This is a genomic window from Corallococcus sp. AB045, assembly GCF_003668895.1.
GTDB classification, from domain to species: Bacteria; Myxococcota; Myxococcia; order Myxococcales; family Myxococcaceae; genus Corallococcus; species Corallococcus coralloides.
The window spans coordinates 1-13,084 of record NZ_RAWN01000090.1; the positions used below are offsets into that span (position 1 = coordinate 1).

Annotated in this window: 7 protein-coding genes; 6 read left to right on the forward strand and 1 reads right to left on the reverse strand. The window is 70.6% G+C overall.

All coding sequences use genetic code 11. The features are described from left to right. On the forward strand, positions 1-1,543 hold a 1,543-nt coding region (gene mdoH, locus D7Y21_RS21560; RefSeq protein WP_121715402.1), incomplete at its 5' end, for a glucans biosynthesis glucosyltransferase MdoH. Between the two features lie 42 nt (positions 1,544-1,585). Further along, positions 1,586-3,220 (forward strand): M28 family metallopeptidase, encoded by a 1,635-nt coding sequence (locus D7Y21_RS21565; RefSeq protein ID WP_121715404.1) that lies wholly within the window; start codon positions 1,586-1,588, stop codon positions 3,218-3,220. Positions 3,221-3,232: 12 nt separating this feature from the next. On the opposite strand, the gene D7Y21_RS21570 is transcribed toward D7Y21_RS21565, so the two are convergent. Beyond that, entirely contained in the window at positions 3,233-6,379 is a 3,147-nt protein-coding gene (locus D7Y21_RS21570; RefSeq protein ID WP_121715406.1) for an adenylate/guanylate cyclase domain-containing protein, read from the reverse strand. Positions 6,380-6,743: 364 nt separating this feature from the next. Between D7Y21_RS21570 and D7Y21_RS21575 the strand changes: the two genes are divergently transcribed. Genes D7Y21_RS21575 through D7Y21_RS21590 form a run of 4 tightly spaced genes read left to right on the forward strand, consistent with a single transcriptional unit; the run spans position 6,744 to position 13,060 of the window. Beyond that, the gene (locus D7Y21_RS21575) at positions 6,744-7,580 is read left to right on the forward strand and encodes a hypothetical protein (protein ID WP_120562937.1); all 837 of its coding nucleotides are present in this window, start codon (positions 6,744-6,746) and stop codon (positions 7,578-7,580) included. A 4-nt stretch (positions 7,581-7,584) separates the two neighbouring features. Beyond that, positions 7,585-8,397, forward strand: a complete 813-nt coding sequence (locus D7Y21_RS21580) for a TIGR02452 family protein (protein WP_121715408.1) — start codon at positions 7,585-7,587, stop codon at positions 8,395-8,397. 42 nt (positions 8,398-8,439) lie between these two features. Then, the gene (locus tag D7Y21_RS21585; RefSeq protein ID WP_121715409.1) at positions 8,440-10,719 is read left to right on the forward strand and encodes a carboxypeptidase-like regulatory domain-containing protein; all 2,280 of its coding nucleotides are present in this window, start codon (positions 8,440-8,442) and stop codon (positions 10,717-10,719) included. Between the two features lie 55 nt (positions 10,720-10,774). After that, a complete protein-coding gene (locus D7Y21_RS21590; RefSeq protein ID WP_233612229.1) occupies positions 10,775-13,060 on the forward strand; it encodes a carboxypeptidase-like regulatory domain-containing protein in 2,286 nt (761 codons plus the stop codon). Positions 13,061-13,084: the final 24 nt, after the last annotated feature.

Here is a 13,084-nt window from a genome sequence, read left to right on the forward strand (position 1 = left end):
GGGCGGGCAGGGGCGCATCTTCTACCGCCGCCGCTCCGACAACACGGCCAAGAAGGCGGGCAACCTGGCGGAGTTCTGTGAGCGCTGGGGCCGCCGCTACGACTTCCTCCTGGTGCTGGACGCCGACAGCCTGATGGCGGGCGACAGCGTGGTGCGGATGGCGCGGCTGATGGAGCTGAACCCGGGCGCGGGCATCCTCCAGGTGCCGCCGCAGAACGTGGGGCGCTCCACGCTGTTCGCGCGGCTGCAGCAGTTCGCCGGGCGCGTCTATGGCCCCATCGTGGCCGCGGGCGCGGCGGCGTGGCAGCTGGGGGACTCCAACTACTGGGGCCACAACGCCATCCTGCGCATGGCGCCCTTCATCGAGCACTGCGGCCTGCCGGTGCTGCCGGGCCAGCAGCCGTTCGGCGGCCACATCCTCAGCCACGACTTCGTGGAGGCCGCGCTCATGCGCCGCGCCGGCTACACGGTGTGGCTGGTGCCGGAGCTGGGCGGCAGCTACGAGCAGCCGCCGCCGGACCTGCTCGCGTACGCGCAGCGCGACCGCCGCTGGTGCCAGGGCAACCTCCAGCACCTGGGGCTGGTGATGGCGGGTGGCCTGCACCCGATGAGCCGGATGCACTTCCTCATGGGCGTGATGTCCTATGTGGCGTCGCCCCTGTGGCTCATCTTCCTGGTGGCGGGCCTGTTCGCCGCGCTGCACGAGTGGTTCTTCGCGCCCGCGACGCTGCTGGACTTCCAGTCCACGCTGCCGGGCGGAGACGCGTTCGACACGGTGGGCGCGCTGCGGCTGATGGCGCTGTCGCTGGCGCTCCTGTGGATCCCCCGGCTGATGGGCCTGGGCCTGCTGCTCGCGAACCGCGAGGAGGCCACGCGGATGGGCGGCCGCTTCAAGCTGGTGCTGAGCGTGATGCTGGAGGGCGTGGTGTCCACGCTGATGGCGCCGGTGATGATGCTCTTCCAGTCGCACTTCGTGTTCGGGACGCTGTTTGGCTACAAGGTGAACTGGTCCAGCCAGCAGCGCGAGGACACGGACCTGCCGTGGTCGGAGGCGCTGCGCCGGCACAAGTGGCACATGGTGATTGGCGTGGTGCTCGCGGCGCTGACGGTCGCGGTGGCGCCAGGAATGCTGGCGTGGCTGTCGCCGGTCATCGTGGGGCTGTGGCTCGCCCCGGCCATCTCCGTCTTCACCTCCCGCGCGTCGCTGGGCCTGTGGCTGCAGCGGAAGGGCCTGCTCCTCATTCCCGAGGAGGCCGAGCCGCCCACCGTGCTGGTGCGCGCGCAGGAGCTGGCGGAGGAGGGGATGGAGCCGGTGGACGACGCGTTGGATCACGTGCTCTCCGACCCTCGCGCGCACGCGCTGCACCTGGCGCTGCTGGAGTCCCACCCGGCGGCGAGCGTCCCCGCGGCGCTGGCCTCCGCCCGGCGCAAGCTGCTGGCGGGCGGGGTGGAGCCCCTGTCCCCGCAGGAGAAGTCCGCGGTGCTGCTGGACGCGCGCACGCTGTCGGAGCTGCGCGGCCGGCGGTTGGGCGTGCAGGCCTGATCCCGGTTGCATGCTCCCGCTTCGCCCTGGATGCTCCGGGGCATGAAACGGGTCTCGTCCGCCGCCACGCTCGCGCTGTTCGTCTCCTCCGGGGTCTTCGCCGCGGAGGCTCCCGCATCCAAGCCCCAGGTTGGCGAAGACCGCTGGTGGAAGCACGTGGAGGTGCTGGCCAGTGACGCGATGGAGGGGCGCGACACGGGCAGCAAGGGCTATGCGACGGCCGCCGGCTACGTGTCCAAGGAGCTGGCCGCGCTGGGCGTGAAGCCGATGCTGAAGACGGGCTTCCTGCAGCCCATGGCATTGCAGTCACGCCGCCTCATCGAGTCGAAGTCCAGCGTCGCGCTGGTGAAGGACGGCAAGACACTGCCGCTGGTGCAGGGCGAGGACGTCGTGCTGTCCTCGCGGCAGGGCGACAACGGCACCGTGGAAGCGCCGCTTGTGTTCGTGGGCTACGGCCTGTCCATCCCCGAGCTGGGCCACGACGACTACGCGGGCCTGGACCTGAAGGGCAAGGTGGTGGTGCTGCTCCAGGGCGGGCCGGGGAACGTCCCCGGGCCGGTGAAGTCGCACTTCTCCTCGTGGGAGGAGCGGCTGAAGGTGCTCAAGGCGGCGGGGGCCGTGGGCGTCGTGTACCTCCAGAACCCGAAGCTGCTGGAGCTGCCGTGGGAGCGCATGGTGGGCTCCAGCAAGAGCCCCACGGTGGTGTTCGCGGATCCGTCGCTCAACGAGTCGCGCGGGTTGAAGGTCGCGGTGGTGGCGAACGTGGCGCAGTCGCAGAAGTGGCTGGAGGGCGCGCCGCACACCTACGAGGAACTGGTGACGCTGGCCAACGCGGACAAGCCGCTGCCGAAGTTCGACCTGCCGCTGCGCATGAAGGCGAAGCTGGCCTTCGACGTGAAGCCGCTCAAGTCCATGAACGTGGTGGGCGTGATGCCGGGAGCGGATCCGGTGCTCTCGAAGGAGTACGTGGTGCTCAGCGCGCACCTGGACCACGTGGGGATGGGGGAGCCGGTGAAGGGGGACCGCATCTACAACGGCGCCATGGACAACGCGTCCGGCGTGGCGGCGGTGCTGGAGGTCGCGCGGCGGCTGCATGAGCAGCCGGAGAAGCCGAAGCGCTCGGTGGTGTTCGCGCTGGTGACGGGGGAGGAGAAGGGGCTCTTGGGGTCGAAGTACTTCGCGTCCCGGCCGCCGGTGCCCATCAGCTCCATCGTGGCGGACTTCAACCTGGACATGTTCATGCCCCACTGGCCGTTCACCTCCGTGGTGGCGCACGGCAAGGACGAGTCCTCGCTCGCGGTGCCGCTGGCGGAGGTGGCGGCGAAGCTGGACGTGCAGGTGCTCCCGGATCCGGAGCCGGACCGCAACCTGTTCGTGCGCAGCGATCAGTACTCGTTCATCCGTGAAGGCGTGCCCGCGCTGTTCTTCAAGTTCGGCTACACGCCGGATTCGGAGGAGCAGAAGGTGTTCAAGCAGTGGCTGGCCGAGCGCTACCACGCGCCGTCGGATGACCTGACGCAGCAGCCCGTGGACCACGAGGGCGCCGCGCGCTTCATCACCTTCCTGACCGCGCTGACGAACGCGGTGTCGGACGCCCCCGGCCGGCCGTACTGGAACGACGACAGCTTCTTCCGCCGCTTCGCGAAGCCAGCGCCGGAGCCGGCTCCGGCCCCGTGAGCCGGAGCGCCTTCACGCATCCAGGTGCGTGTCGGTGATGCCAGAGCGGGCCTCCAGGAAGCGGAGCGCGCAGCGGATGTCGGACGACGCGGTTTCGCGCGGGGCGTTCCGGGCCGCTTCGATGCGGCGGCGGGCGGCGGCCCTGGCGTCGTTGCCTTGGGCGCTTCGCGCGGGCGCGGCGTCGGCTTCAGCCAGGTCGAGCGCGGCGCGGAGCAGATCCACGAGCTGGAAGAGGGCAGGGTCCTCGCGCAGCTCGGGGGCCCCCTCCAGGCTGGCGAAGCCCTCGCGCGCGGCGCGTAGCTCTCCGCACGCGGCGTCCAGCGCGGCCCGGTGCGCGATGAACCGCAGGGCCTGCCAGCGGGACGCGCGGCCCAGGATGGTGATCGCCTCCGTCAGCGCCGCGCGCGCCTGCGTCCAGTCACCCCGGGCGAGCGAGGCGCGGCCCAGCTCACCCAGCGCAGTGCCTTCCAGCAGCCGTTGCCCCAACAGCCGCGACAGGCGCACCGCGGACTCCAGGTGTTCGCAGGCCTCCGCGATGCCGCCCGCGTCCATCAGGTAGCAGCCCAGGTTGATGCTCGCGAGCGCCTGACCCGCACGGTCCTCCACGCTCAGCGCGCGGCCCAGCGCCTCGCCCAGGAGCATCACGGCTTCGCCGCCGTCGCCCGCCTCGCCGATGGCGACCGCGCAGTTGGTGAGGAAGCCCACCTCGAACGTCACATCGCCTACTTCGCGGAACAGCGCCAGCGACTCGCGCAGGTGCGGAATGGCCGCCTCCGGCCCGTGGCGCACCTGCTCCACGAGGCCCAGGTTGCCCACCGCGTAGGCCTCCAGCCAGCGGTCGCTTCCTGAGGGCAGCGCCTGCGCGTCGCGCATCAGCGTCCACGCGGCGGCCCCGTCCCCGGCGTGGCGGGCGACGATGGACAGGTCCACGAGCACGCGCTTCTCCGACGCCGTCTCTCCCAGCGTGTGGAAGACGCCGCGCGCCTCCTCCAGGGCCTGGCGCGCATACTCCGCCTGTCCCGCGTCCATGTACGCGCGGCCCAGCACCGCGAGCGCCTCCGCGCGCTTCAACGGCGCCACGGCGACGTGGGCCGACGCCTCCAGCACCCGCTCCAGCCGCCCCACGAGCAGCCCCACCGGGCCACGCGTGCGTGCATCCGGCTCCAGCGCCACCAGCGTCTCCAGCGCACGGCCCAGGGACTCGGCGGTCGCGGGGCGGATGGCCATCGCGTTGTCGCACGCGGCCAGCAGGTTCTCTCGCTCCAGGGCCAGCCGCCGCAGCGCCGTCGCGCCGCCCGTCTTCTGCACGCGCTCCCGCAGCCGTCCCGCGACCTGGAGGTACGTGTCCGCGTGCCGGGCCTCGCACGTCGCCTCGTCTCCCATCTCGCGCAGCCGCAGCCCCGCGTACTCGCGGATGCTCTCGTACAACCCCAGGCGCAGGAAGCCGCCGGGCGCCCCCACCTCGCGCGCGCACAGGAGCGATTGGGAGCGCAGCGAGTGCACCACCTCCAGCACGTCCGGCGAGCCCTCCGGCAGCGCCAGCACGGCCTCCGCGGCCTCCAGCGTGAAGCCGCCCCGGAACACCGAGCACTGCGCCAGCGCGGCGCGCTCGGCTGGCTCCAGCAGGTTCCACGACCAGTCGATGGCCCCCCGCAGCGTCGCCTGTCGCGCGGGCGCGTCCCGCCGTCCCACGCGCAGCAGGTCGAAGCGCTTCGACAGCCGCTCGCGCAACTGCTCCACGCCCAGCACGCTCACGCGCGCCGCGGCCAGCTCGATGGCCAGCGCGATGCCGTCCAGCTGCCGCACGATGTCCGCGACACGCGGGGTGTCCGCGTCCGTCAGGACGAAGTCGCCGCGCGTCTCCCGGGCGCGCTGCACGAACAGGCGCACCGCGTCCGAGCGCAGGATGACGTCCCAGCGCGTTTCGTACGGATCCGGCAGGCGCAGCGGGGCCAGGTCCAGCACGCGCTCCCCGGGCAGGCGCAGGGCTTCTCGCGTGGTGACGAGGAAGCGGGCGCGCGGCGCCAGCACCCGCCAGCGCCCCAGCGTCGCGGGCACGTGCCGCACCACCTGCTCCACGTTGTCCAGGATGACGAGCACGTCGCCACATCCCGCGAGCGCGTGCCCCAGCCGCTCCGCGGGCATGCTGCCGTCGCCGTCCGCGGTGAGCGGCACGCCCAGGGCCCGGCCCACCGCGTGGCAGAGGTCGCCCTCCGTCAGCGCCTCCTCCAGGTCGCACCGCCAGACGCCGCCTTCCCACGCGCCCACGTCCGACTCCAGCGCGCCGAAGTGCGTGGCCAGCCGCGTCTTGCCCATGCCTCCCGGGCCCAGGATGCTGATCAGCCGCGCGCCCTCCGACACCCACTGCCGGAGCGTATCCAGCTCCTCCGCGCGCCCCACCAGGTCCTGCCGCAGCGTGGGCACGTTGCCGGGCCGCTCGCGCGGGGCGCGCAGGGGGCCGAAGCGGCGGTGCGCGAGCGACGCGGGCAGCAGCTCCACCAGCGCCACGCTGTCGCTCACGCCGCGCAGGCGGAAGGACCCCAGCGAGCGTGCGATGGGCATCCCCAGCGCCGCCAGCTCCGGCTGGATGCGGGCCCACGCCGCGCCGCTCAACAGCACCTGGCCGCCGTGTCCCGCGTCCGCGACCCGCGCCGCGATGTTCACCGGAGGCCCCAGGTAGTCCAGCCGCTGCGTGGCCGGATCCAGGCGGCAGTCGGGCTCGCCCACGTGCACGCCCATGCGTACGCGCAGCCCCCGGTGCGACAGCCCCTCCGGCGCGTGCTCCTCCGCCGCGTCCGGCTCTTCGAGCAGGGCCTCCGGCCAGCTCGCGTGCAGCAGCGCTTCCTGCGCGCGCAGGCACCAGTGCGCCGCCTCCACCGGCGACGCGAACGCGACCATGAAGGCATCGCCCTGCGACTTCACCTCGTAGCCGTCGGTGCCCAGCAGCAGCGCGCGCAGCACGCCGTCATGCAGCTCCAGCGCGTCGCGCATGGCCTGGCCGCAGCGCTCCCACAGCCGCGTGGACCCCTGGATGTCGGTGAAGACGAGCGCCACCGAACCGGTGGGCGGCAGGTGCCGGGCGGGCGGCGGAGCACATACGGAGGCGCCTTCGTCGGCCGGGGGCGCGACGACCGTGAGTCTTCGGAAGGCCTCTCCCATCTCCCGCTCTCCCCGATGCCAGGAACCCCCACCCGCTCCCACCCTCCTGTCGCCCGTGAGGGTGACGCCCGTGCCGCTGGCGCTTCACATGGAAAGCAGTACGGGCCGGAACGGCAACGCGCACCTGCCGGGCAGGGTGGTGCGCCGCTAGTGAGCACTTGTGATCGCGCCGCGCGCGCATCCCTCCACGGACGACATCCGCATGGCCCCACGGGGCCGGTCGTCACCGCCTGCCCGCTTGCCGTTGCCGCCGGGGTCTGCCGGGCCCCATTCCAAGGAGGACGGGGGGCCGTGTTAGGACGGAGACACGTCCCGTCCCCGCGGCAGGAGCGCGAGGGCGCGACGCCTCTTCCTGGAAGGACTCATGCGTTCGACTTCGGCACTGGCGTTGATGATGGCTTCCCTCGCGGTGGGCGCGCTGTCGGCTTGCGGCGACGACGGCAAGACGGACAACACCCCGGACGCGGGCACGGACGCGGGCACGAACACCGACGGCGGCACCAGCTCGGGCAATGGCAAGTGCCCGGCCTCCGCGTACATCTGCGAGGACTTCGAAAACGGGGAGACCGGTTGGAAGCAGCCGGACGAGAAGCACAACGCCACCATCACCGTCGACGGTTCGCGCACCCGCTCCGGCAAGGGAGCGGTGCACGTGGTGACGGAAGCAGGCCACAACGAGGAGCCCTTCGACCCGAACAAGGATGAGCAGGCCATCGCGCACCTGCGCAGGGACATCCCGGCATTCGGCACGAAGCTCTACACGCGTGCGTACGTGTACCTGAACCGGGCCTCGCCGGCGGGCGTGATGGGGACGTACTTCATCCTCTACTCGCCGAAGGAGACCGACTTCGGCGGCATCGAGCTCCAGGCCCTGCCGAACGGCGGCTTCGCGTTGGACAACTGGACGGGGATCGGGACGGGCTGGAACTACCAGAACCAGGACCCCGTGGTCGTCAAGGTGTCACCCAACAGGTGGACCTGCATCGAGTGGGGCGTGGAGCGCGACAGCGCCACGGCCAAGACAGGCCACGCGCAGGCGTGGGCGGATGGGGAGCTGGCGTACGACTTCGAGGACGTGGGCATCCGGCCGTTCACCAACTTCGCGGTGGGCTACGGCTTCGTGCACCCGAAGGGCGACTCCGAGTCGGAGACGTGGATCGACGACCTCGTGGTGGCGCCCGAGCGCATCGGCTGCGAGTGACGCCATGTCGCTGAACCGCGTCGCGGACGAGACCCTTCACATCCTGGAGCAGGGCACGTACGTGCCGCTGTCCGGGCGGGAGGTGTCCATTCGCGACGCGGTGTCGCGCGCGGTCGAGGGCACCGTGCTGGTGCGCCCCGGTGACTTCGAACACCTCACGCGGCCCGCTCCGGTGCCGGGCTTCACCATCGAGGTGACGCCGGAGAAGACGGGCGACGCCGCGCGCCGGCTGGTGGAGCAGGAGGGCGAAGCGCGGGTGCTGGCGCTCAACTTCGCGTCGGCGGTGAACCCGGGTGGCGGCTTCCTCACGGGCGCGAAGGCGCAGGAGGAGGACCTGGCGCGGTGCTCTGCGCTGTACCCGTGCCTGTTGAAGTGGCCGGAGTACTACGACGTGAACCGCAAGCTGCGCTCGCCGCTGTACACGGATCACTTCCTCTATTCGCCGGACGTGCCGTTCTTCCGCAACGAGCACTACGACCTGCTGGAGCGGCCGTTCTCCGTGTCGCTGCTCACTGCGCCCGCGCCCAACGCGAGGGAGCTGCCGGCGAAGGATCCGGAGGTCGCGCAGAAGTTGCGCGAAGTGCTGGCCGCGCGAGCGCTCAAGGTGTTGCAGGTGGCGGCGCACCATGGGCATCGCACGATCATCCTGGGGGCCTGGGGTTGCGGCGCGTTCCGCAACAACCCGCACGACGCGGCGGAGGCCTTCGCGCGAGGGCTGTCCATGATGGCGGGTGCGTTCAGCCGCGTGGTGTTCGCGGTGTACGAGCGCGGAGGGAAGGGGCCGAACCTGAGCACCTTCCGCGAGCGCTTCGGCTGAGGGGCTGTCTGGCGTTCATGCGCGCCTGCTAACCTTGCGCGCATGCGATGGAGCCAGGTGGGGCTCGTGGTGGGGATGCTCGCATGCGCGGGCACGTCGAATCAGAAGCCGGTGTCCGTGTCCGAAGCGGTGCGCACCGAGGCCGCGCCCGCGTCCGTGCTGCTCACGGTGTTGGCGAAGGACGCGGAGGGCAGGCCGCTGCCCCACATCGAGTTCCGGATCCGGAACGCAATGGCGGTGCCTCCCGAAGGCGCCTGGGGCACGACGTCCGGTGAGGGACAGGGCCGGTTGTGGCTGCCGTCCGGGTGGTACGTGCTCACGGCCCAGGCCTCGGGTTACCAGGGCTTCGTGGATCCTGACGTGCGGCTCGGGCGTGAGCACCCGGCGACCGTGACGATGACGTTGCGGCCCTCCGTCCCGGTCGCGGGGCGTGTGGTGGACGGCGTGGGCAAGCCTCTCCGGGCCGTGTCGCTGTCGTGGATTCCCACGGATACGACGGCGCCCCGGTTGGACGTCGTGGGGAACCCGGATGGAAGCTACCTGTTCGAAGGCATGGGGTCAGGCCCGGGCGTGTTGCTGGCGCGGCTCAAGGGCTACAGCGACGAGCGCCGGGTGTTCGACGCGCCACCGGCGGACCTGACGCTCGTCATGCGTGAGCAGGGCACGCTTCGGGTGACGGCCTTCGCTCCGGATGGACGTCCGGTGCGCTCGCCGAACGTGACGGTCAAGGCGCTCGAGCCCGTGGCGAAGGAGGGCGCCTGGATCGACGAGCAGGTGAAGGACGCCCAGGTGTACCGGGGCCTGGAGGCAGGGCGCTACCGGGTGACGTTCACGCATCCGCTGGGTGGGAACGCGGAGTGGAACACGTCCTCGGAAGTAGAGGTCGTGGCGGGACAGACTCGCGAGCTGGCGCTCCGCTTCGAGGGAGTGGTGGAACGCGCACCGCTTCGGGGCCGCGTCGTCGACGCCAACGGACAGCCCGTTGCGGATGTCTGGCTGAGCGCCTCTTCGGGTGATCCGAAGAAGGACGCCTTCGCGAGCGAGGACTCCACCCGGACCGACACGGAGGGGCGCTTCACGTTGGAACACCTGTCGCGGGGACCTGTTCGCGTGGAGGTCTCCAGCGGTGTCGCGAAGGTCGAGTTCGGTCCGGAGGATGCAAAGGACGTGCTGCTGGAGCGGCATCCCAGTCCCTTCGTGGAGGGACGCGTGACGGGACCGGATGGAAAGGCGCTGACCCGTTTCAAGGTGAACTCGGAGACCTACGAGGATCCGGAAGGGCGCTATCGGTACACCCTGGAAGGCCCATGGCCCGCAAGCCTGGTTTTCGAGGCGGAGGGACTCGCGAGCACGCGCACGCGGGTGGAGCCCCGGGAGGAACGGACCGCCCTGCCAGACGTAAGCCTGAAGGCAGTCCGCACCGTGCGCATCCGGCTCCTGCGGGAGAACGGGCAGCCGGCCGGGTCGACGGGAAGAGTGAACCTGCGCCCGTTGCCCGGGCGGGAGTCGACGTTCGCCTGGTTCCAGACGTTCCGCATCGTGGATGCGGAGGGCCGCGACGTGCTGGAGAACGTGCCGCGCGAGCCGTTCATCCTCGAGGCGGAGACGGAAGAAGAGGGAACGGCATCACAGCCATTGGGCGCGGACGTGGAGGAGGTGACGGTGCGGCTCGCCCCGGCTGCCCTCCTTTTGGGCACGGTCGCGGATGAGGCGGGGCGTCCGTTGCAGGGCATTCACCTGATGACCGGGTGCGAGACCCATCCCGGCCGGCTGCCTGTCACCGACGCGGAGGGCCGCTTCCGCATCCGCCTGAATCCGGGGCGTGAATGCTTCTTGAGTGTCTATTCCAACGGAGGTCCATCCGGTTGGCCCTCACCGCCGCTGCGCGTCTTCTGGCCCCGGCGATTCACCAGTGGCCGTCCGGGAGAGACGGTCCGGGTGGATTTGCGGCCGCGCACAGGGCCCGCTTCCGTGCAGGTCATGTTTCCGGATGCGGGCGAGTGGGATCGGGTCCTTCTTGTGCCGGGGGACGTTCCGATGCCGTCGACGGTGGACGCCTTGCGTGCGCTGATGGATTTCGCTGCCGAGCCGGATCCAGCCCCCGCCGAGCAACGCCCGGAACGCCAGGTCGAGAACTGGTTCTATCGCTCCTGGGGGGAGCCCCGGTTCAGCCAGCTGCCCCTGGGGCGCTACACGGTGTTCGTGCTCGCAAGCCGTGTTGGGGTCGCCGTGCTCCGCTACCCCGTGAACCTCACGGAGCCCGGCGTCCACAGGTTCGAAACGAAGCGCGCGGATAAGGAGGGCGTGCACTTCGTTCGCTGACGGGAGCCGTTCCTCACCATGCCCTGCTAACCTGCGGGGCATGCGATGGAGCTGGGTGGGGCTCTTGGCCGTGGTGCTCGCGTGCGCGGAAGCGCCGCGTCCGGTGCAAACGAAGACCCGGTGGCCCGTGGAGGAGGTGGCGTTCACCGTCCGCACGGTGGATCCGGCCGGGCAACCCGTGCCCGGTGTGGCGCTGGTGGCACGCGGCGCGGATCGAGGGAGCCTGGTCATCAAGTCGGGCACCACGGATGCGACGGGGACGGCCCGGCTCCAGGTGATGCCGGGCTGGTATGTCCTCCAGGCGGAGGCGGCGGGCTTCGTGAGCGTGACCCGTACGGACGCACGGGTCCCCGTCACCGGAGAGGCGCGTCTGGACGTGACGCTGGAGCGCGCGACGTCAATCGCCGGGCGCGTGGTGGATGCGGGAGGGAAGCCCATCGCGTTGGCCACGCTTCGACTCAGCCGCTCCAACGAAACCAAGTCCGCGCCGGAGACCGAGAGCGATGCGGAAGGGCGCTTCCGCTTCGACGGTGTTCCCGCTGGAAGCGTGATGCTTCAGGCGACGAAGTACAAATGGAGTCCGACGCGGTTGGAGTTCGTGGCGCCCGCGCCGGAGCTGGCGGTGGTGATGGGTGGGCTCGGCTCGCTGCGCGTTCAGGTGCACGGGCCCGATGGAAAGCCATTGCCTGGAGGGCCTTTCTCCATCTCGTCCATGGATGACATGGACCCAGACAAGCTGTTCCCGGAGGAGGCGCAAGATGCCACCGTCTTCCAGCAGCTTCCCGCAGGGCGCTACCTCATCTCCGGCAGGTACGCCCCCGTGCCCGGCTGTGAGTGGACTCGCGGCATCGAGGTCCAGGTCCTTCCAGGCCAGCAGGCGGAAGCGACGGTGAGCTTCGAAGGCCTTCATGACGCTGGACCCTGGCGAGGGCGGGCCGTGGATGCCAACGGCAAGGCGCTTGACCACGGGACAGTGGTTGCATGGGTGCCGGGGGAAGAGCCGCACGACCTGGGCTTGAGCGGCAGGTGCGAGGGCGTCGTGGGGCAGGACGGCTCCTTCGCCATTCCGCACGTCTTCAAGGCTCCGCGCGTCCTGACAATGGATGCCCCTAAAGGGGCCCGGGGCTGGGAGGCGAGAGGTCCGTTTCCCACGGGAACGGGCGAAGCGGTGGTGTTCCGCAGTTTCATTGGAAGTCTGAAGGGCCGTGTCGTACGCCCGGATGGACAGCCCGTGGGCTTCTTCGAAGTCAACGGACTCTCCCCGAACAATCCGCGGGGCGAGTACGTGCGATACGTGGACTTGACCCACACCTATCAGTGGGTCATCGACGTGTGGGGATTCGCCCCCGCTCTCGTGCGCGCGCAAGGGCGGGAAGGAGAAGTGCTCCAGGTCCCGGACGTCGTCCTCGAGGAGGGCCGCACCGTCCAGGGCCGTGTCTTCGCGAGGAACGGCCGCACGAGCGTGCCCCATCAGGAGGTCGAGCTCGTGGAGGAGTTCGACCTGGACGGCCATGGACCCTATCGCTCTCAGTGGGCGATGACCGACGCCGAGGGCCGCTTCGAACTCAAGCAGGTGCCAGGCCGGCGCCAGTTCCTGCGCGTCGCTTCGAAGGAACACGGGACCGTGCTCCGTGCGCTCGAACCCGCTGAGACGGCGGTGCGGTTGCGGCTCGTTCCCAACGCGGAGCTGCACGGATTCGTGACGGATGGCGCGCAGGTTCCGCTGGCGGGGGTGAACCTGGAGGTCCGCTGCGAAGGTGGGTTCAAGATGAGCGCCAGAAGCGACGGGCCGGGCCACTACGCCATGAACATCCCGGCAGACCGCGAGTGCTTCGTGCATCCCGAAGGGAGCCCCCTGAACATCCGGCCGCCTCGGCCGCCCCAGCCGCCTCCGGTGTTCTTCTCCTCGACGCGGCTTCGTGTTCCGTCCGGCTCACGGCAGTCGTTGGATCTCGAGCCCCGTCGGGGGCCCGCGTCGCTGGAGGTGAGCGTCGAGGCGTCTCGCGAGTTCGTCACCGCGTTCGTGCTTCCGGGAGACGTTGCATGGCCTCGCTCGCCCGAGGCGCTGGATGCCCTGATGCGGGCGGGTTTCCGATCCGACCCGATGCCGAACACATGGGAGTCGGAGAACGGGAGCGAGTCCTTCGTTCCCCACTTCCTGTTGGGGGCGGACTTCCGCTTCAGTCATCTTCCCCTGGGGCACTACACGGTCTTCATCCGGGATCAGATGGATGGAGTGGACGCGATCCTGCGAATCCCCGTGGAGCTGACCGGGACCGGCGTGCACGTCATCCAGTCCGCGCGTCCCGCTCGCGGAGGCGGAAGGCCGTACATGCGCTGACGCGAACCCATCGCGTATGCTTCG

Excerpts from the sequence above, each read along its gene's own strand:
- D7Y21_RS21565 (WP_121715404.1), top strand. The coding sequence starts at position 1,586 with ATGAAACGGGTCTCGTCCGCCGCCACGCTCGCGCTGTTCGTCTCCTCC.
- D7Y21_RS21575 (WP_120562937.1), top strand. The coding sequence starts at position 6,744 with ATGCGTTCGACTTCGGCACTGGCGTTGATGATGGCTTCCCTCGCGGTG.
- D7Y21_RS21585 (WP_121715409.1), top strand. The coding sequence starts at position 8,440 with ATGCGATGGAGCCAGGTGGGGCTCGTGGTGGGGATGCTCGCATGCGCG.
- D7Y21_RS21570 (WP_121715406.1), bottom strand. The coding sequence starts at position 6,379 with ATGGGAGAGGCCTTCCGAAGACTCACGGTCGTCGCGCCCCCGGCCGAC.
- D7Y21_RS21580 (WP_121715408.1), top strand. The coding sequence starts at position 7,585 with ATGTCGCTGAACCGCGTCGCGGACGAGACCCTTCACATCCTGGAGCAG.